This window comes from Streptomyces sp. NPDC000410, assembly GCF_040300305.1.
Lineage (GTDB): Bacteria > Actinomycetota > Actinomycetes > Streptomycetales > Streptomycetaceae > Streptomyces.
This window is the reverse complement of the sequence record NZ_JBEPDM010000012.1, coordinates 26,311-49,289: the sequence shown is the minus strand read 5'-3', so window position 1 is coordinate 49,289 and position 22,979 is coordinate 26,311. Positions and strand designations below refer to the sequence as shown.

Below are 22,979 nucleotides of genomic sequence, written 5' to 3'. Positions count from 1 at the left end.
GTCGAAGACAGCTTTCGGGTGCGCTGCGAGGATCGCGGTGACGGCTCGTGGGTAGGCGGGGCAAGCCGGCCGAGCGCGCCGGGCGGGCGACCCGGGTCGCCGGGGCGCGCCGTGCCCCGCGCCGCAGCCCGCTGACCTGGCCGCCGCTCCAGCGCGCGCTGCCGCTGATGCGGCGCATGCGGCCCCGGTATCCGCGGCCGGGCCGGGACGGCTACCGGCGCTGGATACCCTCGTGGCGCCAGATCGTGGGTGCGTTCCTGATCGGCACCGGGCTGCTCACGTCCGTGGTGGCGATCGCGTACTGGCAGACGGAAATCCCCGAGAATCCGAATTCGTTCGCCACCCAGCAGAACAACATCTATTACTGGGCCGACGGCACCGAGATGTCCAGGACGGGCTGGGTCAGCCGCCAGGAAATGCCGTTGGAGAAGGTACCCGAGGACGTCCGCTGGGCCGTTCTCGCCGCCGAGAACGCGGGCTTCTACTCCGACCCCGGTGTTTCTCCGACCGGCATGCTGCGCGCACTGTCGCGCATGGTCGGCGGAGGGGAGACCCAGGGCGGCTCCACGATCACTCAGCAGTACGTCAAGAATGTGTACCTGAGTCAGGAGCAGACGATGTCCCGCAAGTTCACGGAGATGCTGCTCGCCGTCAAGATGGAGAACGCCTACAGCAAGGACGAGATCCTTGAGGCGTATCTCAACACCAGCTGGTTCGGCCGCGGGACATACGGAATTCAGCGGGCCTCCCAGGCGTACTACGGCAAGGAGGTCTCGCAGCTCAACGCGAGTGAGGGAGCATTCCTCGCCTCCCTCCTGAAGGGCGCCGGGCTGTACGACCCGACGCTCGGCCCCGAGAACCGCGAGCGCGCGGTCGAACGCTGGCGGTGGACGCTCGACCGCATGGTGGAGATCGGAAAGCTCTCACCGGCCGAGAGGGCCACGTACACCACCTTTCCCGAGCCCACCGAGAAGACCGGTGGACGCACCAAGGTGAGTGGCCAGCAAGGCTATCTCGTGGACCTGGCCAAGGCATCCGTCACACGCACCGGGAAGATCTCGGAAAAGGACTTCGACCTCGGCGGATACCAGATCTACACCACCTTCGACAAGACGAGGACGGCGGCTCTGGAGAAGTCGGTGCTCGAGTCCCGCAAGAAGCTCGACCCGAAGAAGCGCACATCCGACCAGTATGTGAGGACCGGCGCGGCGACGGTCGCGACGGACGGCCGGATACTCGCCATCTACGGCGGACCAGGGGCTCTCGAGCAGGGATTCAACGAATCCAACGCGGTCACCGTCCCCGCCGGGTCCGCCTTCAGCCCGTTCGTCTACGCCGCCGCCCTCACCGACGGCGTCGTCGCGCAACGCGACGCCCCGCGCCGGCCCGTCACACCGTCCACCGTCTACAACGGTCAGCACAACGCTTCCCTGATGACCCCTGAGGGCCCCTACTGGGACCGCAACGGCAAGGTGGTGAAGGGCAAGAACGACGGCGGGAAGAACTGGGGCTCCCACATCACACTGCGCAACGCCATGGTCAACTCCGTGAACTCCACGTTCCTCCAGCTCGGCATGGACGTCGGACTGGACCGGGTGAGCAAGCACGCGCAGAACGCCGGTCTGCTCCCGTCCAGCCTCGGCCGGCAGGTGCCCGGCTTCGCGCTCGGCAACTCGACACCGAGCGCCATCCGGATGGCCACGGCGTACGGCACGTTCGCCGCGCACGGCATCCGCTCCGAGCCGTACTCGGTGCTCCGCCTGACCCGCAACGGCTCGACGATCGACCTGCCCGAACGCCGGACCGGGCGAGCCTTCTCCCCGACTGTCTCCGACAACGTGACCGACGCGCTCAGGGGGGTCGTCGCCGAAGGAACCGGCCGGGCGGCGCAGGTGTCCGGGGTGCAGGCGGCCGGAAAGACCGGGACGACGGAGGACAACAAGGCGGCCTGGTTCGTCGGCTACACCGCGAAGGAAGCCACGGCGGTCGTGCTCTACCGGATGGATCTGCGGAAGCTGGAGCTGCTGTCCCTCGACGGTGTCGCCGGTTCCACGAGCAAGGCGCCCGGCCACGCGATGCCGGTCGACATCTGGCGCGACTACACGAAGACGGTGGCGGCACGCCCCTGAGGGGAGCGTGCCGCCACCGCGGCCGTCACGCCGGCGTGTGGTCCACGCCGGCGTCCGGTTCGCACCGGCATGTGGTTCACGCCGAGAGCTTGTTCACGCCGTCACTTGACGACGGCCTTCCAGTTCGGGGCCTGCCCCGGGTCGAGCGAGCGGAGCTGCTCCAGCACCTTCGGGTCCTGCGCGTCCATCCAGTCGGCCAGTTCCTTGAACGACACGCACTTCACGTCCTCGCGCGGGCAGATCTCCCGTATGACATCCTCCACGGCCTTCATGTAGATGCCGCCGTTCCACTGCTCGAAGTGGTTTCCGATGAAGAGCGGAGCCCGGCTGCCGTTGTAGACCCTGTTGAAGCCGTTCATGTACGCGTTGCGGGTGGTCTTCTCCCACGCGGGGTACTGTGCGGGATTTCCCTCGGTCTCGCCCTTGGACTGGTTGTAGAGGAAGTTGAAGTCCATGGAGAGCACCTGGATCTCCTTCTCGGGATACGGCAGCATCTGCAGCGGGAAGTCCCAGATGCCGTTCTTCTTGCGCGGCCATATCTGGAAATCCCCGGGCGAGCTGGCGTCGTAGCGCCACCCGAATTGCTTGATGGCCGGAAGAAGCGTCTCCTGGCCCTCCAGGCACGGAGCGCGGCCGCCGACGAACTCACGGTCCGGGTCGAAGGGCAGCGGCGGAAGATCCGTGAAACCGGTGTTGGTCTTCCACTTCTTGACCATGTCGTACGTCTGCTGGATCTCGCTCTTCCACTCCTCGGCACTCCAGTCGTTGCCCCCCTTCTCGCCGCAGAAGTGGCCGTTGAAGTGGGAACCGATCTCGTTGCCGTCCTTCCACGCCCCCCGGAGCTGCTCGAGCGTGGTTCTGATGTGGTGGTCCGTCGGGTACGAGATGGCCGCTGACCCGCTGTCGTGCTGCGGAGGGTCGTACACGCCCTTCTTCGCGGACGGCAACAGGTAGATGCCGGTCAGGAAGAACGTCATATGGGCGTCGCTCTCCTTCGCGACCTGCCGGAAGTGCGAGAAGAGCCGGTCGTCGCCCTCCAGGGCGCCGTCCCAGGAGAACACCACGAACTGCGGTGGCTTCTCGCCGGGTTTGAGCCGCTCCGCCTTGAGCTGGCCCGCCTGCGGTCCGGTGTAGGACGTGGAGCCGTCGCCCAGCACCTTCACCTTGCCGTCCCACGGCTCTTCCGTCCTCCGCCCGTCGTTCGGCTGACGCCCGTGCTTCTGGTCGTCGACCGCCCGGGCGCCGTCGGAGGTGCTGCCGGTGCCCCCCGCCGGAGGGTCTTCGCCCGGCACGAGATACCCGAGGGCGAGCGCGATGAACGCGAGCACCACGACGGAGACAGTGATTATGGCCATGCGGGGGCGCGTGCGTTTGCGTGCGTTCTTCCGGGCACGGCTGCGGGCGCTTCGGGTCATCGGCGTGGCGTCTCTCGGAACGAGGGAAGGCGTACTTTCGTACGACATGACGAAACGCATATTAGAACGGGCGTATGGTCCGTTGATGGGCGCCCGGCCTCTGCGGGGGACGGGCCCGTCCAGACGGGCCCGTCCATCGCGTCAGGAACTTTAAAGACACGACCTAGCGGCACTGTCCGAATCGGGGACCCTGTACGACGGTGCCTGTCTGGTGCAGTGCCGGTGTGTTGCCGTCACAGTGCAGGGATCCGGTGACCCGGTTGGCCTGGAACGCGGGGACGAGATCCTCGGGCAGCAGGCCGCTGCCGCTGTTGTCGGTGATCCTCACCGGTCCGGCGACGGTGTTGGCGGACGCCTGGAGGCCGCCGGTGTTGTCCTGGACGGTCAGGGGACCGGTGATGGTGTTGCCGGCGCAGGCCGTCGCCTCGTGATCCGATCCGATGCGCACGTAGCCGGTGCTCTTCTTCACGGTGAGAGGCCCGGTGAACTCCGACCCGCAGACGGTGAGGGCGAGTGCGCCGTCGGCGGACAGGGGGCCGGAGATGTCGGCCTCCGACACGGCCAGGGATCCGCCGGGGCGCACCGTGACCGGCCCGCTCTGGCTGCCGCCGGCGCCGATGCAGATCGCCTGTCCCGCGGTGACGGTGAGGGGTTCGTGGTGCGCTGTGGTGATGCACGGTGCGCTGAATCCGACGGTGACATCGGCGGGCGCTGCCGCCCCGCTCGGCGTGTGACTCGGGGCTCCGCTGTACGTCGCGGTGATCGCGTGGGAACCCGGCCGGAGCCCGCTCGTACGGAACTGGGCCCGGCCGGCGTCGAGCGGCGCCGTCGCCAGCCGGGTCGTCCCGTCGAAGAAGGTGACCGTGCCGCTCGGGGTGCCCGGCGCGGGGTTCGCCGAGGCGACCGTGGCGGTGAAGGTGACGGGGTGCCCGAACAGCGGCGCCGCCGTGTCCGGGGCCACGGTGACCGACGTTCCGTACCGGAAGGAGACGATCGCCTTGCCATTGCCGCGGTTGACGCCCTGGACGAGGGACACGTCGGTGGCCGTCGGCGCCGCGAAGCTGCTTCCGCCTCCGCCTCCGGCCCCGAACAGATTGTCGGGATTTCCGCCACCGGAGCCGCCGCCACCGCCGAAGTAGCCGCCGCCTCCGCCCCCGCCGCCGTTTCCTCCGCGGGCACCGTTGCCCCCGGCGCCTCCGCTGCCCGGGTTGGGCAGGCCGGTGTTGGGGTCGATGTCGCTCCCGGCTGTTCCGGGGCCGCCCAGGCGTGAGTTGGGGCTGCCGGTGCCGTGCGCGGTCTGGGACGCGCCGCCGCCGGCCACACCGGACCCCTCGGGGCCGCCTCCCTGGCCGCCGGCCTCGCCCGCGAGGCCGCCGCCGTCGCCACCGCCCAGCAGGGGCCCGCCGTTGCCCGCGCCGCCTCCGCCGCCCGCGACCAGGACCCGGTCGGCCGGGCCGAAGGCGCCGGTCCGTACGTCGGTGGCGCCGCCCCCGGAACCGCCTCCGCCATGCGCACCGCCGCCTCCGGACCCGTGGCCGAAGCCGCCGGGCCGGGCGTACTCGCCGCGCCGGGACGAGCCGGGGACGCCGGCGCCTCCGACGGTGATCTGGAGATTCTGCCCGGCGCTGACAGCGAGTGAGGCCCGGGTCTCGCCGCCGAGTCCGCCGTCAGCGCCCGCGTTCGGGGGATTGGGGGTGACGAAGCCGGCCGCGCTGCCGCCCTCGCCGCCGAACAGGGCGACGGTGACCGCACCCACCCCTTCGGGGACCGTGAACGTGTCCGTTCCCACCGTGGTGTACGTGCAGGTGGGAGGCGAGCTGGTGAAGACACCGCCGGTGCCGCACGGCGCTGTCTGCGTGTTCGCCTGGTCGGCGGACACGGGAAGAGCCGTCATGGTGGCTGCCAGGAGGCCGGCGACGCCGGCCACCACCACAGTTCTGGATCTGAACATCATCAACAAAAATCCCAACGGGGGTACAGGGGGCAGGGATCAGATGCCGTCGTCGGCGCAGAGCGCCCAGGCGTCGGTGTAGGTGTTGGGCGAGCTTCCTCCGCCGGTGTGGGTGAAGGCCGTCCAGTACGCGGCCGTGGTGGCCCCGTCGTTGACCGGGGTGCCGCCGGAGTCGCTGGGGAAGGTCCCGTTGAGGTGGTCGCCGACCGACCCCGGGCCGGTGAAGTCGGTGGTCGTCACGCCGCCACCGCTGATGGCGGCGCCGCCGCTGACGAGCGTTCCGTCGCTCTCGCCGCAGCCGACCGTCGCGGTCTGGCCGGAGGTGGCCGCGGTCGGGCCGCTCACCTCGGTGAAGCGCACCTTCACGCTGGTGCCGCTGACGTCGATGTCGTCGCCGCTGCAGATCGCGTAGGCGTACGTCGTGTTGTTGCTGTTGCCGCCGCCACCGTTCCAGCCGACCGCGGTCCAGGAGTCGGGGTTGGTCTCGCCGTCGGCCGCGGCCTTCTGGCCGTAGCTGTGCGCGGCGTCGTTGAAGGTGGGGAAGCCGGCGATCGGCTTGAGGCTGCCGACGCTGGCCGGGGTGATGCGGGCGCCTCCGCCGAGCAGGCGCGTATTGGCCGGGCAGGTCGCCACGACGAGGCCCACCGTCCCGCTGGTGGTGGGTCCGGCGATCTTGTTCATGACCACCTGGGTGTGGTCGATCAGGCTGCTGCTGAAGCACATTGCGTAAGGAGTGCTGGAGAAGGAGCCGTTCACCGCGCCGCCGCTGCCGCCGATGCCGAGCCAGTACGTCACATCGGTGCCGACGACGCCGGTGGAGCCGGTGTACTCCGTGCTGCCGTCGGGGCTCGGTGAGGTGCCGTTCACCTTGTTGCCGTTCGACGACGTACCGGTGCCGATGGCCTGGGTGATGCCGCCGCCGGAGATCAGACCGCTGCTGCACGCGGCGTTGGTGGATATCTCGGAGAAGGCGGAGACGGGCCCGGCGGTGGCGCCGGGCGTCTTCACCGTCACGCCGACCGTGTCGGCGTACGCGATTCCCGGTACCAGCATGGCCAGCAGGGCGCTCGCGACCAGCGCCTTACCCGCGACGGGGCGTCGCAGGAGCGTTCTTCTCATCGGGTGTTCCTTTCGGAGGTCCATCCCGGCGGGGACGGCGGGGACGGTGGGGGCAGTGAGGACGGCATGGCGACGCCGTGCCGGGAGGGTCTTCGGTCTCCCGGCACAGGGAGGTGCGCGCACGGTGTCAGGGGCGTTGGCCGGCTGCCGCAGCCGGAGCCGGAGCCGGAGCCGGAGCCGCAGCCGGAGCCGGAGCGGGGAACGGCGATGCGGAAAACCGGCAGCGAGGCGGATCCAGGTCGTGGAACGCCATGAGGCGCAACCGGGGGCTGTGGTTGCGCCTGCGGACTTTATCAGTCAGATCGTCTGGCAAGTATGGCTGATTCAGTAGCTTCGCCTAGCAAATGCGATACCCATCAGTAGCCCCGGGTGTCGCGCTCGACGTGCGGTCAGAGCTGCGGGACGGATGGGGCGATCCCGAGCATGGGGGCGATGGCCCGCCAGATCGTGGCCTGGGCCGTGGCGAGGTCGACGCGGGGGTCGTCCAGCATCAGGCGGATGCCGAGGCCGTCGCACAGGGCCAGGACCAGGGTGCTGAGCGCGGCGACGTCGCAGTCGGTGAACTCGCCCGACGCGATGCCCCGTTCCACGGCTCCGCCGACCCACGCGTGGAGCTGGTCGTACAGGTCGACGGCGAGGTGCCGGGCCGCCTCGTCGCCCTGCCCGTGGGCCCCCGGTCCGACGTCCCCGAGGGCAGCAGGGTCAGCCTCTCGATCCGCCCCGAGAAGATCTGGCTCTCCGACTTCGAACCGGGCATGGCCCAGGTGACCGGAATCGTCCGGGAGACCGTCTACTCCGGCCCGACCACCACCTACCTCATCGAACTCGGCCCCGGCGTCACCGTGCACGTACTGGAGCAGAACACCGTCCGTTCCCGCATGGAGGACCGCTGGAGCGGCGGCGAGCAGGTCGAGATCGGCTGGAAACCCGAACACTGCCTGGTCCTCGGCTGATCCCGCGACCCCGCCGCCGTCCCGTACCCACCGGAGGAACACCCCCCATGAACCACGACGTCATCGTGCTCGGCGCCGGTCTCGCCGGCCTCGCCGCCGCACGCGACCTCGCCGCGGGCGGAGCCGACGTCCTCGTCGTCGAGGCCCGCGACCGGGTCGGCGGACGCGTCGAACAGACCGCACTGCCCGACGGCCGCCTCGTCCAGCTCGGCGGCGAAGTGGTCGGCCGCGCGCACACCGCCTACACCGCCCTCGCCGCCGAGCTGGGCCTCCGCCTCGTCCCCAGCTACGTCGCCGAGCCCGGCGCCCTGACCCGCGACACCCCCGAAGGGATCTCCGCCGGAGACCCGCCCCACTGGTTCGGCCCCGGCGACGACGCCTCCCACACGAAGGTCACCGCCGCCTTCTCCGCCCTGGCCCACACCGTCGACCCGGACGACCCGTGGGCCCACCCCGACGCCGCCGCCCTCGACCGGCTCTCCGTCGGCGACTGGCTGCGGGCCGAAGGCGCCACCCCCGCCGTCGTACGCCTCTGGGAGATCGGCCAACTCGCCCTCGCTGACGGCTCGTACGAACGCACCTCCCTGCTCGCCGCGCTGCGCAAACACGCGGCCGTCCCCGGCCTCGGACACTACGAGTACGAGGCCTGGGAGGGACTGCGGGTGGCCGAGGGCTCGGCGACCGTCGCCCTGCGCATGGCCGCGGAACTCGGCGACCGGGTCCGCACGGGCAGGCCGGTCGAGGCGGTCACGGTCCGCCGGCCCGGCGGCTGCGCCGTACGCCTCGCGGGCGGCGAGACCCTCACCGCCGGCGCCGTCGTCAGCGCCCTCCCCGTCGGCCCGCTCCGCTCGGTCGCCGTCACCGGCGTCAGTGACGAGCGCCTCGCCTCACTGCACCGCCAACGCCACGCCCTCGCCGCCAAGTTCACCGCCGCCTACGACCGGCCCTTCTGGCGCGACCGAGGGCGCAGCGGCCTCTCCGAATGCGAAGGGGTCCTCGGCAGCACCTGGCCGCAGAGCGACGGGATCCTCTCCGCCCTCGTCCCGCCCGAGCGGTACGGCGTCCTGCTGGGCACACCCGCCCCGCTGCGCACCCCCGAACTCCTCGCCGCCATCGCCCGCCTCTACGGCGACGAGGCCCACCGGCCCCTCGCCACGTACCTGCGCCTGTGGGGCACCGACCCCTGGACCCAGGGGTACCTCACCCAGTGGACCCCCGGAGACGTCATGGCCGTCGGTCCCCGCCACGGCACCCACGAACCGCCCTTCTACGTCTGCGGATCCGACCAGTGGGTGGCCGGCTACATGGAGGGGGCCGTCCGCACCGGACGGGCCGCGGCGAGGGAGGCGCTGCGCCGTGGCTGACGCTCTGGAGAACCACATCGGAGGCGTGGACCGGCCCGCCGCCTCGGGCGCGACCATGGAGCTCACCGACCCCGCCACCGGCCGGGTCCACCGCCACGCCCCGCGCTCCGGCCGGGCCGACACGGACGCCGCCTGCGCGGCGGCGGCAGCGGCGTACCCGCACTGGTCCTCGACGACCCCCGCCACCCGGCAGCGCGCCCTGCTCGCCGTCGCCGACGCGATCGAGGCACACGCGGACGCCCTGACGGCCGCCGAGAGCGCGGACACCGGAAAACCGCCGGAGCAGTTCCGGACCGAGGAACTGCCCGCGATCGTCGACGCCGTCCGCTACTTCGCCGGAGCAGCCCGGAATCTGCCGGGCGCCGCCGCGGCCGAGTACACCGAGGGCCGCACCTCCCTGCTGCGCCGCGAACCGGTCGGCGTCTGCGCCCAGATCACGCCCTGGAACTACCCGCTGATGATGGCGGCGTGGAAGATCGCCCCCGCCCTCGCCGCCGGCAACACCACCGTCCTCAAGCCAGCCGACACCACCCCGTCCTCGTCCGTCCTGCTGGCCCGGATCGCGGCCGCCCACCTGCCCCCGGGAGTCCTCAACGTCGTCTGCGGCGACCGCGACACCGGCCGGGCCCTCACCGCCCACCGCGCGGTCGCCCTGATCGCCGTCACCGGCAGCGTCCGGGCGGGCCAGGAGATCGCGGCCGCGGCGGCCGCCGGCCTCAAGCGGGTCCACCTGGAGCTCGGCGGCAACGCCCCCGTCATCGTCCACGACGACGTCGACATCGCGTCCACCGCGGCGGCACTCGCCGCGGTCGCCTTCTACAACGCCGGCCAGGACTGCACCGCCCCCACCCGGCTCCTGGTCCACGCACGCGTCCACGACGCGTTCCTCACGGCCTTCACCGCGGCGACCCGCGCACTACGCCCCGGCACGGACCTCGGCCCGCTCAACAACGCGACCCAGCTCGCCGCGGTGCGGGGGCTGCTGGACCGTCTGCCGGACCACGCCGAGATCGTCACGGGCGGCACCCGGATCCCACGGCCCGGCTTCTTCCACGAGCCCACGGTCGTCACCGGCGTGCGCCAGGACGACGAGATCGTGCAGGAGGAGATCTTCGGCCCGGTCGTGACCGTGCAGCCCTTCGCCGACGAGACCGAGGCGCTGCACCTCGCCGACGGCGTCCGCTTCGGCCTCGCCGCCAGTGTGTGGACCACCGATCACGACCGCGCGATGCGCGCGATGCGGGCCCTCCACACCGGGATCGTCTGGGTGAACACCCACGGCACCACCGTCTCCGAGATGCCGCACGGTGGAGTCAAACACTCCGGCTACGGCAGCGATCTCTCCCTGAGCGGTCTTCTCGACTACACCCGGGCCAAGCACGTCATGCTGTGACGTCTTCTTCCTCGCGATCTCTTGCTCGCGACCCGCCGCCGCGCCGACCCGCGCCCGCCGTGCTCAGGAGCGGGCGCAGTCGGGGCACAGGCCCCGGTAGGTCACCTCGACGCCGGAGACGGCGAAGCCGAACCGCTCGGCGGCGGGCAGGTCGGCCAGCGGATCGCCGACGGGGTGGACGTCGCGGATGGCGCCGCAGCCCGAGCAGATCAGGTGGTGGTGGGGGTGGTGGGCGTTCGGGTCGTAGCGCTTGGCCCGCCCGTCGCTGGACACCTCGGTCACCTCGCCGAGCGCGACCAGCTCGCCGAGGGTGTTGTAGACCGTCGCGCGGGACACCTCGGGCAGGCGGGCGGTGGCGCGTGCGAGCACCTCGTCCGCGGTGAGGTGGACATGCTCGCCGCTGAGCACCTCGGCGACCACCCGGCGTTGGGCCGTCATCCGCCAGCCACGTCCCCGGAGCCGTTCCAGCAGATCACTCATACCCGCCACCTTAACCGTGTGCTCCGACGAATGAATCCGTCCGTTCCGGTGTCGCATTGACTTGGACTTAGTCCATCATAGGATCTGTTCCGGCGACAACCAAGGGACAGGACGACAGCGGGGAAGCCCACAGGGCGAAGATCCCCCACCGGGGACCGGCGCCCTGACCGTTCCGCCACCGGTTAGTTCCCGAGCACAGTGATCCCGCCTGATCCGGAAGGATTGACATGCCTGAGAACCATGACGCGATCGTCACCGACGAGAAGCAGGAGGGCGGAGGCGGCTGCCCGGTCGCCCACGGCCGTGCCCCGCACCCGACCCAGGGTGGCGGCAACCGTCAGTGGTGGCCCGAGCGCCTCAACCTGAAGATCCTGGCCAACAACCCCGCCGTGGCCAACCCCCTCGGTGAGGAGTTCGACTACGCCGAGGCGTTCAAGAACCTCGACCTCGCGGCCGTGAAGCGGGACATCGCCGAGGTGCTCACCACCTCGCAGGACTGGTGGCCGGCCGACTTCGGTCACTACGGCCCGCTGATGGTCCGCATGGCCTGGCACAGCGCCGGCACGTACCGCATCAGCGACGGCCGCGGTGGCGCGGGCGCCGGTCAGCAGCGCTTCGCCCCGCTCAACAGCTGGCCGGACAACGGCAACCTGGACAAGGCCCGCCGTCTGCTGTGGCCGGTCAAGAAGAAGTACGGCCAGGCCATTTCCTGGGCCGACCTCATGATCCTCACCGGCAACGTCGCCCTGGAGACGATGGGCTTCAAGACCTTCGGCTTCGCCGGTGGCCGCGCTGACGTCTGGGAGGCCGACGAGGACGTCTACTGGGGTCCCGAGACCACCTGGCTCGACGACCAGCGCTACACCGGCGACCGCGAGCTGGAGTCCCCGCTCGGCGCGGTCCAGATGGGCCTCATCTACGTCAACCCCGAGGGCCCCAACGGCAACCCGGACCCGATCGCCGCGGCCCGCGACATCCGTGAGACGTTCCGCCGCATGGCGATGAACGACGAGGAGACCGTCGCGCTGATCGCCGGTGGCCACACCTTCGGCAAGGCGCACGGCGCCGGCCCGGCCGACAACGTCGGCGCCGACCCCGAGGCCGCCCCGATCGAGGCGCAGGGCCTCGGCTGGGCCAGCACGTACGGCTCCGGCAAGGGCGCCGACGCGATCACCTCCGGCCTGGAGGTCACCTGGACCACCACGCCCGCCCAGTGGGGCCACGACTTCTTCAAGCACCTCTTCGAGTACGAGTACGAGCTCACCCAGAGCCCGGCCGGTGCGAACCAGTGGGTCGCGAAGAACGCCGAGGCGATCATCCCCGACGCCCACGACGCGTCGAAGAAGCACCTCCCGACCATGCTCACCACCGACCTGTCGCTCCGCTTCGACCCGGTCTACGAGCAGATCTCGCGGCGCTTCTACGAGAACCCGGACCAGTTCGCCGACGCCTTCGCCCGCGCCTGGTTCAAGCTGACCCACCGCGACATGGGCCCGCTCGTCCGTTACCTGGGCTCCGAGGTCCCGTCGGAGGAGCTCATCTGGCAGGACCCGCTGCCGGCCCGCACCGGCGAGGTGCTCGACGCCGCCGACGTCGCCTCCCTCAAGGAGCGGATCCTCGGCACCGGCCTCACCGTCACCCAGCTGGTCAACGCCGCCTGGGCCGCCGCCTCCTCCTTCCGCGGCAGCGACAAGCGCGGCGGCGCCAACGGCGGCCGCATCCGCCTGGAGCCCCAGCGCAACTGGGAGGTCAACAACCCCGACGACCTGGCCCAGGTCCTGCGCGCCCTGGAGAGCATCCAGGAGTCCTTCAACTCCGCCGGGTCCGGCGGCAAGCAGGTCTCCCTCGCCGACCTCGTCGTGCTCGCGGGCACCGCGGCCGTCGAGCAGGCCGCCAAGGACGCCGGTTTCGACGTCGAGGTCCCGTTCGCGGCGGGCCGTGTGGACGCCTCCGCCGAGCAGACCGACGTCGAGTCCTTCGCCGCGCTGGAGCCGGCCGCGGACGGCTTCCGCAACTACCTGGGCAAGGGCAACCGCCTGCCGGCCGAGTACCTGCTCATCGACAAGGCGAACCTGCTCACCCTGTCCGCCCCGGAGACGACCGTCCTCGTCGGCGGTCTGCGCGCCCTGGGCGTGACCCAGGCGCAGTCCTCGCTCGGCGTCTTCACGGACACGCCCGGCAAGCTGACGAACGACTTCTTCGTCAACCTGCTCGACCTGGGCACCACGTGGAAGTCCACCTCGGAGGACCAGACCACGTTCGAGGGCCGCGACGCGGCCACCGGCGAGCTCAAGTGGACCGGCACCCGCGCCGACCTGGTCTTCGGCTCCAACTCCGAACTCCGGGCCCTGGCGGAGGTCTACGCGAGCGACGACGCCAAGGAGAAGTTCGTCCAGGACTTCGTCGCGGCGTGGACCAAGGTCATGGACCTGGACCGGTTCGACCTCGTCTGATCACGACGTCCGGGCCGGCCCCTCACGGGCCGGCCCGGACGCCCGCACCGCACGCTCATGGTGTCCCCATGACGATGGTGCCGGCCGTCAGCCGTCCTGCAGGATGATGTCCTTCAGCCGGTCCAGGTCCTGCGCCGTGAATCCGGCGGGCCGCATGACGGCGTTCCAGCCGTCGACGTACGCGACCTTGTACGTGTGGCCGTGGCCGTCCGGTACGCCCGTGGAGAACGGCAGGTCGGCGGTGATCTGCCAGAAGGTCACAAAAGGTATCCAGACCATCGCTTCGAGCACGTCCCCGCCGGGCGCCTCGCCGATCCAGTCGGGTTCGGAGAGGACCAGGTCGGGACTCCACCAGACGATCGGATCGGACGGGTGCATGAGGTAGAGCACCCTCGTCCCGTCCCACGGCCGGTCCGCCGGAGCCATCCCGGTGGCCGGGTCGTCGGTGAACCGGACGGTCCGCCCCTCCTTGTAGACGGGCTCGATCTCGGGACTCCCCGCGTCGCGCTGATCGCTGAACTCGCGGAACAGGATGTTGAAGTTGGGCGGGCCGGCGAACAGCGTGCCGGCGGTGCGGTTGCGCAGGTCGTACTCCCCGCTGAAGGCCGTCTCGCCGCCGAACGACCCCAGGCTCTCACCCGCCACGAACAGCCGCGGACGCTGCTCCTGGGGCAGCTTGGACCAGGTGTCGTAGACCGCGTCGTAGAGTTCGCGGCCGGCCTCGCGCGCCTTGGACTGGTCGACGAGGTACGACATCCACGACGGCAGGTACGAGTACTGCATCGCCACGGTGGCCGAGTCGCCGTTGCCGAGGTACTCGAACGAGTCCACAGCGGCGGGATCGACCCAGCCGCTCCCCGTCGTCGTCATCACCAGCAGGTTCTCGCGCTCGAAGCCGCCCGCCCGTTCGAGGTCCGCGACGGCTCGGGTCGCCCGGGTCTCCGCGTCGTCGGAGGTCGCCAGCCCGGCGTAGGCCCGGATGGGCTCCTGCGCCGCGAGGTGCGTGAACGCGCCGATGTCGCGGGCCGACGGTCCGCTGCCGGTGAAGGCCCGGCCCTCCCTGCCCAGCGAGTCCCACGGCACGAGAGAACCGGGCCCGCCCGAGCGCAGGGCGGACGTGGGCTGGTGCACGCCTTCCGGCGTCTGCGTGTCACGCAGCGAGAACGTCTCGTTGGCCGCGTTCACGAAGCCGTCCAGCAGCAGCCCGGCGAACGCGGCCCACACCAGACCCGCCACCGCCAGCCAGCCGACCACCCGAGCCGCCCGCCTGCCGATCCAGCGCCCGAGCAGGCCCGAGGCCCAGCGGTACACACCCCGGATACCCCGCCCGGCCAGCAGCAGGAGCCAGAAGACGAGAGCTGCGACGAACGGGCAGGCGACGGCGGTGAGGACGTCGTAGTCGGTGACGCCCATGAGTTCGCGGATCTCGTGCTGCCAGTACTGTCCGAGCCCGAACGAGAGGCCGAACAGCACGGTCGCGCTGACGATCAGGACGAGCCACGACCTGCGCGAGGGGCTCCGCGCGTCCCGGTCGGCGAAAGCGCGCCACACGTAGGCCGCGACCACGCCGAGGCCGTACCCGATGGCCGCGCCGATGCCGCAGACCAGTCCTTGGAGCACGCCTCCGCGGGGAAGCAGCGACGGAGTGAAGGACAGGCACGCGAGGACGAGCGCGCCCCAGCAGCCGGGCAGCGTGAGGCGGGGGAGCAGCCGACGGCGCTTCCCGGAGGAGGGGGACGGCTCGGCGTGCGACGGCTCGGCGTGGGACGGCGGGTCCGCCGGAGGCACTGGCGGGTCATGCAACATGGCTTTCCTCCGGGACAATGGTCCCAAGGCCCGACAGGCAGTGCCATCCGAGCCACTGCCCGGGAGCCGGTGGAGCGGCGGGAGGTCGACCCATGAGCAGGCGCTGGACCGCGCGGCTGGCCCTGGCGGCGGGATTGGCGGCGCTTCTGGTGCTGGTGGTCTTCGGCGGCCTAGGAAGCCTCGTGCTCATGGGGGTGGGGTGGGCCGGACTGGGGCTCACGGCGGCAGGCGTGTGGTGGATGCTCACCCACACCGGCTGGATCAGGGCGCTGGCCCTGCTGCTGGTGGTCGCCGCGCCGGTCGCGGTGCTGGTGCTGTACGCGGCCGCCGGGCTGCTGTGGGTCGTGCTGGTGTCGCTCGGCCTGTGGCTGCTGGCCGTCGGCGCGGGCAGGGCCGCGCTCGCCGACGGCACCTCACCGGCCATGCCGGAGCGCCCCGTCGGCCGGGCCCGGCGACCGTTCCTGATCATGAATCCGCGCTCGGGTGGCGGAAAGGTCGGGAAGTTCCGTCTGGCGGAGCGGGCCAGGGCCCTGGGCGCCGAGGTGGTCGTCCTGGATCCGGCCCACCGGCAGGATGTCGCCGAGCTGGCGCGACGGGCCGTCCGGGACGGAGCCGACCTGCTCGGCGTCGCGGGGGGTGACGGTACGCAGGCGCTGGTCGCCGGGGTGGCCGCGGAGCACGACATCCCGTTCATGGTGATCAGCGCCGGCACCCGTAACCACTTCGCCATGGATCTGGGGCTGGACCGGCAGGACCCCTCCACGTGTCTGGAGGCACTGACCGACGGCGTCGAACTGCGCGTCGACATCGGCCACATCCACGCGGGCCACGTCCCTACGGGAGAGCCCGCGGACCGGAACGCGGGGCGCGTCTTCGTCAACAACGCCTCGTTCGGCGTGTACGCGGCGGTCGTGCAGAGCCCCGCGTACCGCGACGACAAGGCCCGCACCATGCTGGAGATGCTGCCGGATCTGCTGACCCACCACAGCGGCGCGCGGCTGAGCGTCAGCGCCGGCCCGCTGACGGTGGACGGTCCCCAGGCCGTGCTGGTGAGCAACAACCCCTATCAGCGAGGCGACTCGGCGGGACTGGGGCGCCGGGAGCGACTGGACTCCGGCGAGCTGGGCGTGCTGAGCGTCGACGTCACCAGCGCCGCCGAAGCGGCGCAGCTCCTGCTGTACGGCGGGCAGGGCCGCGGGCTGACCGAAGTCACCGCCCGGGAGGTCGTCGTCGACGCCGACGCTCCCGTCATCCCCGTCGGTGTCGACGGCGAGGCCTTGATGCTGCCCACCCCCGTGCACTGCCGTCTCGCGCCCGGTGCTCTGCGCGTGCGCGTGCCCCGGCACCGGCCCGGCGTGCCGTACAGCCCGCCGCCCGTGGACTGGCGCCGGGTGCGGCGCCTGGCGCTGACGATGGGGCGGGTCGCGGCCGGACGCGGCGCCGACTGATCAACGGCCCGTGCTCCCGTCCGCGGGGGGCGTCCACTCCGCTCCGGTGCGCCGGCGGAAGGCGGCGACGGCGGCCTCCACGGTGGGGAAGAAGTGCCGGGGGTCGATGGTGCGGGTGAGCTCGTACCGTTCGATCTTCCGCCGCACGGGGTCCTTGAGCTCGGCGAATACGAGGTGTACGTGCTCCGCGTTGAGCGTCTCGTCGAGTTCCTCCAGAACGTCGGCGGCGGTGGTGTCCACGTCGGTCATGGGCTCCGCCGCGATCACGATCCAGCTCGGCCGCGGGTCCGTGCCGGCCAGCCGCCTGATCTCGTCGCGGAAGGTCCTGGCGTTGGCGAAGAAGAGCGGGGCGTCGAACCGGTAGATCACCAGGCCCGGCAGCTGCCCGGCCCGCGGGTAGGAGCGGATGTCGTGGTAGCCCTCCAGACCCGGCACCCGCCCCAGCACGGTGTGGTACGGCCACCAGGCGCGCCGGAAGACGTCGAGCACGGACAGGGCCACGGCGATGGCGATCCCGGGCAGCACACCGAGCAGGGCCACGCCGACGAAGGCCGCGCAGCACAGCAGGAAGTCCGACCGGCTCTGCCGCCACAGCCGGACCACCCCGGGGAGGTCGGCCAGGGACAGCGACGCGGTGATGACCACGGCGGCGAGGGCCGGCTGGGGCAGATCGCGGAACAGCCCCGGAGCGAACACGAGCATGAGGACGATGAGCCCCGCCCCGACGACCCCGGTGAGCTGGCTGCGGGCCCCCGCGCGCTCCGCCACCGCCGTACGGGACCCGCTCGAACTGACCGGGAAGCCCTGGAAGAGACCGGCCGCCAGGTTGGCCGCACCGATCCCCGCCATCTCCTGGTTGCCGCGGACCTCCTGCCCCGTGCGGGCCGCGAAGGCCGAGGCGTTGGAGATCGTGTCGGCCAGGGACACCAGGGCGATGCCCATCGCACCGCCCAACAGCAGCGCGAGGTCCCCGAGCCGCACGTCGGGGATCGTGAACGGCGGGAAGCCCTCCGGCAGTTCCCCGACCAGACTCACGCCGCGCGCGCCCAGGTCGAGGACCCCGACGGCGGTGATCGCCAGGACCACCATCACGAGCACCGCGGGAACCTTCGGCAGGAACCGCTGCAACACCAGGATGACGACGATCCCGCCGACGCCGACCGCGGCGGCGGCCGGTACCGCCGCCCCCTCGGCCAACGCCCGTACGAAGCCGACGAACTCACCGATCAGGCCGTCCGCCTCGACCTTGAAGCCGAGCAGCTTGGGCAGCTGACCGATCAGAATGGTCAGGGCCAGGCCGTTCATGTAGCCGATCATCGTCGGTTTGGAGATCAGATCGGCGATGAAGCCCAGCTTCGCCACCGAGGCCAGGATCATGATGACCGCCACCATGAGAGCGAGCATCGACGCCAGCGCGACGGCCCGGCCGGGATCCCCGCCGGCCGCCACCAGGGGCAGCACGGTGGCGGCGATCATCGGCCCCAGTGAGGAATCGGGGCCGAGCACCAGGATCCGGGACGGCCCGCACACCGCGTATCCGAGCAGGCAGAGAATCGTCGTGTACAGGCCGGTGATGGGCGCCAAGCCCGCCAACTCGGCGTACGCCATGCCCTGCGGCACCAGCAGTGTGGTCAGGACGACTCCCGCGACCAGGTCCTTGACCAGCCACTCGCGCCGGTACGACGCCGCCGCACGGACCCCGGGAACAGCGCGGAGCCGGGACAGAACCTCATGGCTGTCGGGCCGGGCGGTCACGGGCCGTCCTTCCGTTCAGGCGCGCCTCGACCGGCGGGCCAGGAGCTTGCCCAGTTCCCATACGAGCAGGAGGGCGAAAGCGGCCAGCAGCGCCCAGCCGAACTGCCTCGCGTCGATCTCGGTCGTCCCCAGGATGCGGCGGAAACCGTCCATCTGGGTCACCAGCACCGCGAGCACGAACTGGGCCAGGGCGACCCAGTTCATCTGCTTGCTGTCGAAGGTGGACGCGGTCAGCACCGAATCCGTCTCGCTGCGGCACTCGAACGCGGCAACGATCAGACAGAGCGCGAAGGCGGTGAACGCGATCGACTGACCGGTCCCGGTGCTGTCGAAGTGGGCCTGACCGAGCTTGATCAGCCCGAGCAGGACGATGGTGATCGCCAGCCCGCCCAGCCCGACGGTCACCAGCACGGGCCGGGTGAGCACCGATTCCCCGCGTGGACGAGGCCTGCGTCGCATGAGCCCGGGACTCTCCTGGTCGAAGCCCAGCGCGAAGCCGAAGGAGGCGTTGACCACGAAGTGGATCCACAGTACCTGCGGCGGGGTGAAGGGCTCACCGGCGGCGATGTTGAAGACGGTGGCCCCGAGGAACGTCAGGACGAACGTGACCAGCAGGAGCAGGACGAACCGGATGTACTTGGTGAGGTTGTCGTAGATCCTCCGGCCCTGCTCGACGGCGTAGACGATGGTGGCGAAGTTGTCGTCGGAGAGGATCATGCGTCCGGCGTTCTTCGCCACATCCGTGCCGCTGCCCATGGCGATACCGATGTCGGCGGCCTTGATGGCGGGCGCGTCGTTGACACCGTCCCCGGTCATCGCCACGACGTCGCCCTTCTTCTTGAGCGTGTTGGCGAGCAGCACCTTGTGCTCCGGCGCGACCCGCCCCACCACACCGATGCCGTCGATACGGGAGAGCTGTTCCTCCTCGCTCATGGCGGCGAAATCGGCGCCGAGGACCGCCTCGCCGGGGATGCCGAGCTGCCGGGCGATCGCCGCACCGGTGGTGACGTCGTCACCGGTCACCATGCGGACCCGGATGTGCCCCGCCTGGGCACCGGCCACGGCGGCCCTGGCCTCCTCACGGGGCGGATCGACCATGCCGACGAGACTGGTCATCCGCAGCGCGGTGACGTACGCGAGCAGGTCGCCGTCCGGATCGAAGCCCGCCGCATCCAGATCCCGGGTGGCCGCCGCCATCACCCGGCGCCCCTCGCTGCCCATGCGCGCGGTCCGCTCCTCGGCACGCGCGGCCAGTTCGGCGTCCCACGGAACGGTCTCGCCCGCCGCGAGCGCGGTGGCGGCCCGCGCCGCCACCGCAGGGACCGCGCCTTTGACGAAGCACCGGACGACCTGCCGCCCGGAGGCGTCGACCGCCGAATGGAAGGTGGCCATCAGCTTGTAGGTCGGGTCGAACGGCAGCGTGGCGAGCCGGGGCAGGCTCTCCCGGGTGGCGTCGATGTCCAGCCCGGCCTTGTGCGCGAGCACCAGAAGCGCGCCCTCGGTGGGGTCGCCCACCACGGCGCCGTCCACCAGCTTCGCGTCGCTGGCCATCACGTACGGCAGGATCGCGTCCTCGATGCCCGCGGCGGAACCCGCGGCATGGTGGACCTTCCCGTCGAGCCCGTACCCCGTGCCCGAGACGGTGTACCGGTCGGTCGGACTCACCACTTCGACCGCGGTCATCTGGTTCATCGTCAGGGTGCCGGTCTTGTCCGAGTTGATCGCCGATGTGAACGCCAGGGTCTCGACCGACGGCAGCTCCTTGACGATGGCGTTCCGCTTCGCCAGGTTGAGGCTGCCGACGGACAGGATCGCCTGGGTCACGGTCGGCAGGGCCTCGGGGATGGCCGCGATGGCCAGGGACACCGCGCTGACGAACAGGACGTCCCAGGCCTGGCCTCGCTCCCGTCCCAGGGCGAACATCACGATCATGGTCAGGGCCGCCGCCCCCGTGATCCACAGCGTCAGGGTGTCGAGTTCCTTCGTGAGCGGCGGTACTTCCTTCTCGGTGGCCGACAGCATCCCGGAGATCTTGCCGAGTTCCGTGTCGACGCCGGTCGCGGTGACGACGAGCACGCCGCTGCCGTGGGTGACCGGGGTGTTCATGAACGCCATGCCGCTCTGGTCACCGGGCGCCGCCCGCGGGACCGTCAGCGTGGCGGTGTCCTTCGCGGCGGGAACGCTCTCGCCGGTCAGCGCCGACTCGTCGATCTGCAGGGCGCTGGCCTCGATGACGCGTCCGTCCGCCGCCACTTGGTCCCCGGCGGCGATGAGCACGATGTCGCCGACGACCAGTTGTTCGGCGGGGATCTCGGCCTCCGTCCCGTCCCTGCGCACCCGCGCCGTCGCCTTCATCATCGACTGCAGCGCGTTCATCGCGCTCTCGGCCTTGCCTTCCTGACGCAGGCCCACGACCGCGTTCAGCAGGGTCAGGACGATCAGCAGGATCCCGGTGGTCCACTCCTCGATGAGCAGCGAGACGACCGCCGCGGCCAGGAGGACGAGCTGCATGTAGCTGCGGTACTGCGCGAGGAACCGGCGCCAGGCCGGAGCCCGCTTCTCCTCGGGCAGCGCGTTCGGGCCGTGCGCGGCCAGGAGCTCCGCCGCCCGTGCCGCCGAGAGACCGGCCGCCGGATCGACGGCGAACGCCGCTACGACCTCCTCGGGAGTGCGCGCGTACCAGCCGCCCTCCGAGGCCGGAGGCTGTTCTCCCACGGGATCCGACCGCACCGTCATCGCTCCGCCTCCGATCAGGCGGCGTACGGGTCGGCCGGGGCCCCGGCAGGGGCCTCCCGCTCCAGGTCCCGTCTGGTGGCGAGCAGATCCTTCCGTGCCTCTTCCCCCACCTGGGGGTACTGGGGGTCGATGTCCATCAGGGTGTGCGCGAGGATCGCCGCCGCGCAGATCCGCGCGAACCACTTCCGGTCCGCCGGCACGACGTACCACGGCGCCCACTTCGTACTCGTGGCCGACAGCATCTCGGAGAACGCGTGCTGGTAGTCGTCCCAATGGCGCCGCTCGCGGACGTCGGCCGCGGAGAACTTCCAGTTCTTCTCCGGCAGGTCGATCCGCTTCAGGAAGCGGATGCGCTGCTCCTCCTTGGACAGGTTCAGGAAGATCTTCACGACCTTGAACCCGTTGTCCGTGAGATAGCGCTCCCAGTTGTTGATCTCCCGGTAGCGCCGGTCCCACACGTTCGGCCCCCGTGCGTCCTCGGGCAGGTTCTGCCGGACGAGGTTCTCGGGGTGGACCCGTACAACGAGCACCTCTTCGTAATGCGAGCGGTTGAAGATGGCGATCTCGCCGCGCGCGGGCAGCCGCTGGGCGTAACGCCACAGGTAGTCGTGGTCGAGTTCCTCGGTGGACGGCACCTTGAAGCTGCTGACCCGTACGCCCTGGGGGTTGACGCCGCTCATCACGTGGCGGATCGTCCCGTCCTTGCCGCCGGCGTCGAGCGCCTGGAGACAGAGCAGCACGCCGTACGTGTCCTGGGCGGCCAGCCGATCCTGGTACTCGGCCAGCAACGACACCCCGGTCCGCAGCAGCTCGACCCCGTCCCGCTTCTTCAGACCGGCCCTGTAGCGAGGATCGAAGTCCCGGTCCAGGCGCACCTTCGAGCCCGGTTTCACCCGTAGGGGCCCGATGAAATCCGCGATGCGTTCGGCTCTCTCGTCCGACATCACCCATCAGCCCTTCTCTGGTCCGGGCTGCGCGCGGCGGCTCGCCACAGCCGGGAGAAGATCCCTCGCGCTCATTGTCTGCTCGCCCGGGCAAGATCGCTCTCCGGGGCCGGAGGCCGTCGGCGCTCCTCAGGAGTCGAACCGGCGGCGGGACGCCTCGATGTGGCCGAGGTACCTGCGGGTCCAGCCGCACATGGCGTCGATCGTCACGCGCAGGGCCCGGCCCGGCTCGGTGAGGGTGTACTCCACCCGCGGCGGCACGGTGGGATACACCTTCCGCTCGACCAGGCCGTTGCGCTCCAGCATGCGCAGGTTCTGGGTGAGCATCTTGTGGCTGATGCCCTCGACCCCGTCCCGCAGCTCGCTGAAGCGCCGTGTGTCGTCACCGAGGCACTCGATGATCAGGAGCGCCCACTTGTTGGCGACGTCCGAGAAGATCTCACGCCCCAAGGAGTCCGCCCGCGTCAGGTCCGCGTCCTCGGGCGAGCCGCTGAACTGCTTGGTCACCATCAGGTTCCCCAGTCACTGAAAAGTGCGTTCTTCCATGTCAGTAGTCACTCTCCTACGGTTTCCGAGTAACTGAAAGAGAGCACGACAAGGAGGCACCCACCATGACCGTCACCCTCGTCAACCCCGGCGGACTGCCGGAGATCGACGCCTACCGGCAGGTGTCCGTCGCGGCCGGCTCGAAGCTGGTCTTCATCGCCGGACAGGTCGCCTGGGACGCCGACGGAGTCACGGTCGGCGAGGGCGACCTCGCCGCCCAGGTCGAACAGTGCTACCTCAACATCGGCACCGCCCTGGCCGCGGCCGGCGCCTCCTTCGACGACGTGGCCAAGCTGAACGTCCACGTCGTCGACTGGACCCCCGACAAGATGCCGCTGCTCATGGACGGGATCGCACGGGCAGCCGCGAAGCTGGGCCTCACCCCGGCGGCGCCGGCCACGCTGCTGGGCGTCGCGGCCCTGGACGTGCCCGAGCATCTCGTCGAGATCGAGGCCACCGCGGTCATCGACTGACACCTGACCCCGCG

At 70.9% G+C, this 22,979-nt stretch carries 17 protein-coding genes; 7 read left to right on the top strand and 10 right to left on the bottom strand.

Features of this window, described 5'->3' with window-relative positions; all coding sequences use genetic code 11:
* Window positions 1–47: 47 nt before the first annotated feature.
* Complete coding sequence (locus ABT342_RS15780) at window positions 48–2,129, top strand: transglycosylase domain-containing protein (protein ID WP_502965541.1); 2,082 nt, start codon at window positions 48–50, stop codon at window positions 2,127–2,129.
* 101 nt (window positions 2,130–2,230) lie between these two features.
* On the opposite strand, the gene ABT342_RS15775 is transcribed toward ABT342_RS15780, so the two are convergent.
* The 4 genes from ABT342_RS15775 to ABT342_RS15760 form a co-directional block, all read right to left on the bottom strand.
* Window positions 2,231–3,484: a polysaccharide deacetylase family protein gene (locus ABT342_RS15775; RefSeq protein ID WP_351572927.1), complete on the bottom strand. Its 1,254-nt coding sequence runs from the start codon at window positions 3,482–3,484 to the stop codon at window positions 2,231–2,233.
* Window positions 3,485–3,707: 223 nt separating this feature from the next.
* A complete protein-coding gene (locus ABT342_RS15770) occupies window positions 3,708–5,498 on the bottom strand; it encodes an Ig-like domain-containing protein (protein WP_351572924.1) in 1,791 nt (596 codons plus the stop codon).
* Between the two features lie 36 nt (window positions 5,499–5,534).
* Window positions 5,535–6,614: a hypothetical protein gene (locus ABT342_RS15765; RefSeq protein ID WP_351572921.1), complete on the bottom strand. Its 1,080-nt coding sequence runs from the start codon at window positions 6,612–6,614 to the stop codon at window positions 5,535–5,537.
* A 389-nt stretch (window positions 6,615–7,003) separates the two neighbouring features.
* On the bottom strand, window positions 7,004–7,240 hold the full coding sequence (locus ABT342_RS15760; RefSeq protein WP_351573175.1) for a TetR family transcriptional regulator C-terminal domain-containing protein: 237 nt from the start codon (window positions 7,238–7,240) through the stop codon (window positions 7,004–7,006).
* Between ABT342_RS15760 and ABT342_RS15755 the strand changes: the two genes are divergently transcribed.
* Genes ABT342_RS15755 through ABT342_RS15745 form a run of 3 tightly spaced genes read left to right on the top strand, consistent with a single transcriptional unit; the run spans window position 7,223 to window position 10,324 of the window.
* Window positions 7,223–7,567: a TOBE domain-containing protein gene (locus ABT342_RS15755; protein WP_351573172.1), complete on the top strand. Its 345-nt coding sequence runs from the start codon at window positions 7,223–7,225 to the stop codon at window positions 7,565–7,567. The genes ABT342_RS15760 and ABT342_RS15755 overlap by 18 nt on opposite strands.
* 47 nt (window positions 7,568–7,614) lie before the next feature.
* Window positions 7,615–8,931 carry a flavin monoamine oxidase family protein gene (locus ABT342_RS15750; protein WP_351572918.1) on the top strand — a complete coding sequence of 439 codons (1,317 nt, stop codon included), beginning with the start codon at window positions 7,615–7,617 and terminating at the stop codon, window positions 8,929–8,931.
* Between the two features lie 55 nt (window positions 8,932–8,986).
* Window positions 8,987–10,324 carry an aldehyde dehydrogenase family protein gene (locus ABT342_RS15745; protein WP_351573169.1) on the top strand — a complete coding sequence of 446 codons (1,338 nt, stop codon included), beginning with the start codon at window positions 8,987–8,989 and terminating at the stop codon, window positions 10,322–10,324.
* 63 nt (window positions 10,325–10,387) lie between these two features.
* On the opposite strand, the gene ABT342_RS15740 is transcribed toward ABT342_RS15745, so the two are convergent.
* Entirely contained in the window at window positions 10,388–10,804 is a 417-nt protein-coding gene (locus ABT342_RS15740) for a Fur family transcriptional regulator (RefSeq protein ID WP_351572915.1), read from the bottom strand.
* Between the two features lie 227 nt (window positions 10,805–11,031).
* On the opposite strand from ABT342_RS15740, the gene katG reads away from it, so the two are divergent.
* The gene (gene katG, locus ABT342_RS15735) at window positions 11,032–13,257 is read left to right on the top strand and encodes a catalase/peroxidase HPI (RefSeq protein WP_351572912.1); all 2,226 of its coding nucleotides are present in this window, start codon (window positions 11,032–11,034) and stop codon (window positions 13,255–13,257) included.
* A gap of 87 nt (window positions 13,258–13,344) precedes the next feature.
* On the opposite strand, the gene ABT342_RS15730 is transcribed toward katG, so the two are convergent.
* Entirely contained in the window at window positions 13,345–15,063 is a 1,719-nt protein-coding gene (locus tag ABT342_RS15730; RefSeq protein WP_351572909.1) for an alpha/beta hydrolase, read from the bottom strand.
* A gap of 92 nt (window positions 15,064–15,155) precedes the next feature.
* Here ABT342_RS15730 and ABT342_RS15725 point away from each other — a divergent pair, with 92 nt between their 5' ends.
* Complete coding sequence (locus ABT342_RS15725) at window positions 15,156–16,511, top strand: diacylglycerol/lipid kinase family protein (protein ID WP_351572906.1); 1,356 nt, start codon at window positions 15,156–15,158, stop codon at window positions 16,509–16,511.
* Here ABT342_RS15725 and ABT342_RS15720 read toward each other — a convergent pair whose 3' ends face one another.
* The 4 genes from ABT342_RS15720 to ABT342_RS15705 all read right to left on the bottom strand — a co-directional run bounded on the left by ABT342_RS15720 (window position 16,512) and on the right by ABT342_RS15705 (window position 22,456).
* Window positions 16,512–18,266, bottom strand: a complete 1,755-nt coding sequence (locus ABT342_RS15720; protein WP_351572902.1) for a SulP family inorganic anion transporter — start codon at window positions 18,264–18,266, stop codon at window positions 16,512–16,514.
* A gap of 15 nt (window positions 18,267–18,281) precedes the next feature.
* A complete protein-coding gene (locus tag ABT342_RS15715; RefSeq protein WP_351572899.1) occupies window positions 18,282–21,002 on the bottom strand; it encodes a cation-translocating P-type ATPase in 2,721 nt (906 codons plus the stop codon).
* A 14-nt stretch (window positions 21,003–21,016) separates the two neighbouring features.
* Complete coding sequence (locus ABT342_RS15710) at window positions 21,017–21,946, bottom strand: polyphosphate kinase 2 family protein (protein WP_351572897.1); 930 nt, start codon at window positions 21,944–21,946, stop codon at window positions 21,017–21,019.
* A gap of 129 nt (window positions 21,947–22,075) precedes the next feature.
* Window positions 22,076–22,456: a winged helix-turn-helix transcriptional regulator gene (locus ABT342_RS15705; protein ID WP_351572895.1), complete on the bottom strand. Its 381-nt coding sequence runs from the start codon at window positions 22,454–22,456 to the stop codon at window positions 22,076–22,078.
* Between the two features lie 101 nt (window positions 22,457–22,557).
* On the opposite strand from ABT342_RS15705, the gene ABT342_RS15700 reads away from it, so the two are divergent.
* Entirely contained in the window at window positions 22,558–22,965 is a 408-nt protein-coding gene (locus tag ABT342_RS15700) for a RidA family protein (protein ID WP_351572893.1), read from the top strand.
* Window positions 22,966–22,979: the final 14 nt, after the last annotated feature.

Excerpts from the sequence above, each read along its gene's own strand:
- ABT342_RS15740 (WP_351572915.1), bottom strand. The coding sequence starts at position 10,804 with ATGAGTGATCTGCTGGAACGGCTCCGGGGACGTGGCTGGCGGATGACG.
- ABT342_RS15750 (WP_351572918.1), top strand. The coding sequence starts at position 7,615 with ATGAACCACGACGTCATCGTGCTCGGCGCCGGTCTCGCCGGCCTCGCC.
- ABT342_RS15705 (WP_351572895.1), bottom strand. The coding sequence starts at position 22,456 with ATGGTGACCAAGCAGTTCAGCGGCTCGCCCGAGGACGCGGACCTGACG.
- ABT342_RS15745 (WP_351573169.1), top strand. The coding sequence starts at position 8,987 with ATGGAGCTCACCGACCCCGCCACCGGCCGGGTCCACCGCCACGCCCCG.
- ABT342_RS15700 (WP_351572893.1), top strand. The coding sequence starts at position 22,558 with ATGACCGTCACCCTCGTCAACCCCGGCGGACTGCCGGAGATCGACGCC.
- ABT342_RS15710 (WP_351572897.1), bottom strand. The coding sequence starts at position 21,946 with ATGTCGGACGAGAGAGCCGAACGCATCGCGGATTTCATCGGGCCCCTA.
- katG (WP_351572912.1), top strand. The coding sequence starts at position 11,032 with ATGCCTGAGAACCATGACGCGATCGTCACCGACGAGAAGCAGGAGGGC.
- ABT342_RS15730 (WP_351572909.1), bottom strand. The coding sequence starts at position 15,063 with ATGTTGCATGACCCGCCAGTGCCTCCGGCGGACCCGCCGTCCCACGCC.
- ABT342_RS15770 (WP_351572924.1), bottom strand. The coding sequence starts at position 5,498 with ATGATGTTCAGATCCAGAACTGTGGTGGTGGCCGGCGTCGCCGGCCTC.
- ABT342_RS15725 (WP_351572906.1), top strand. The coding sequence starts at position 15,156 with ATGAGCAGGCGCTGGACCGCGCGGCTGGCCCTGGCGGCGGGATTGGCG.
- ABT342_RS15715 (WP_351572899.1), bottom strand. The coding sequence starts at position 21,002 with ATGACGGTGCGGTCGGATCCCGTGGGAGAACAGCCTCCGGCCTCGGAG.
- ABT342_RS15775 (WP_351572927.1), bottom strand. The coding sequence starts at position 3,484 with ATGGCCATAATCACTGTCTCCGTCGTGGTGCTCGCGTTCATCGCGCTC.
- ABT342_RS15765 (WP_351572921.1), bottom strand. The coding sequence starts at position 6,614 with ATGAGAAGAACGCTCCTGCGACGCCCCGTCGCGGGTAAGGCGCTGGTC.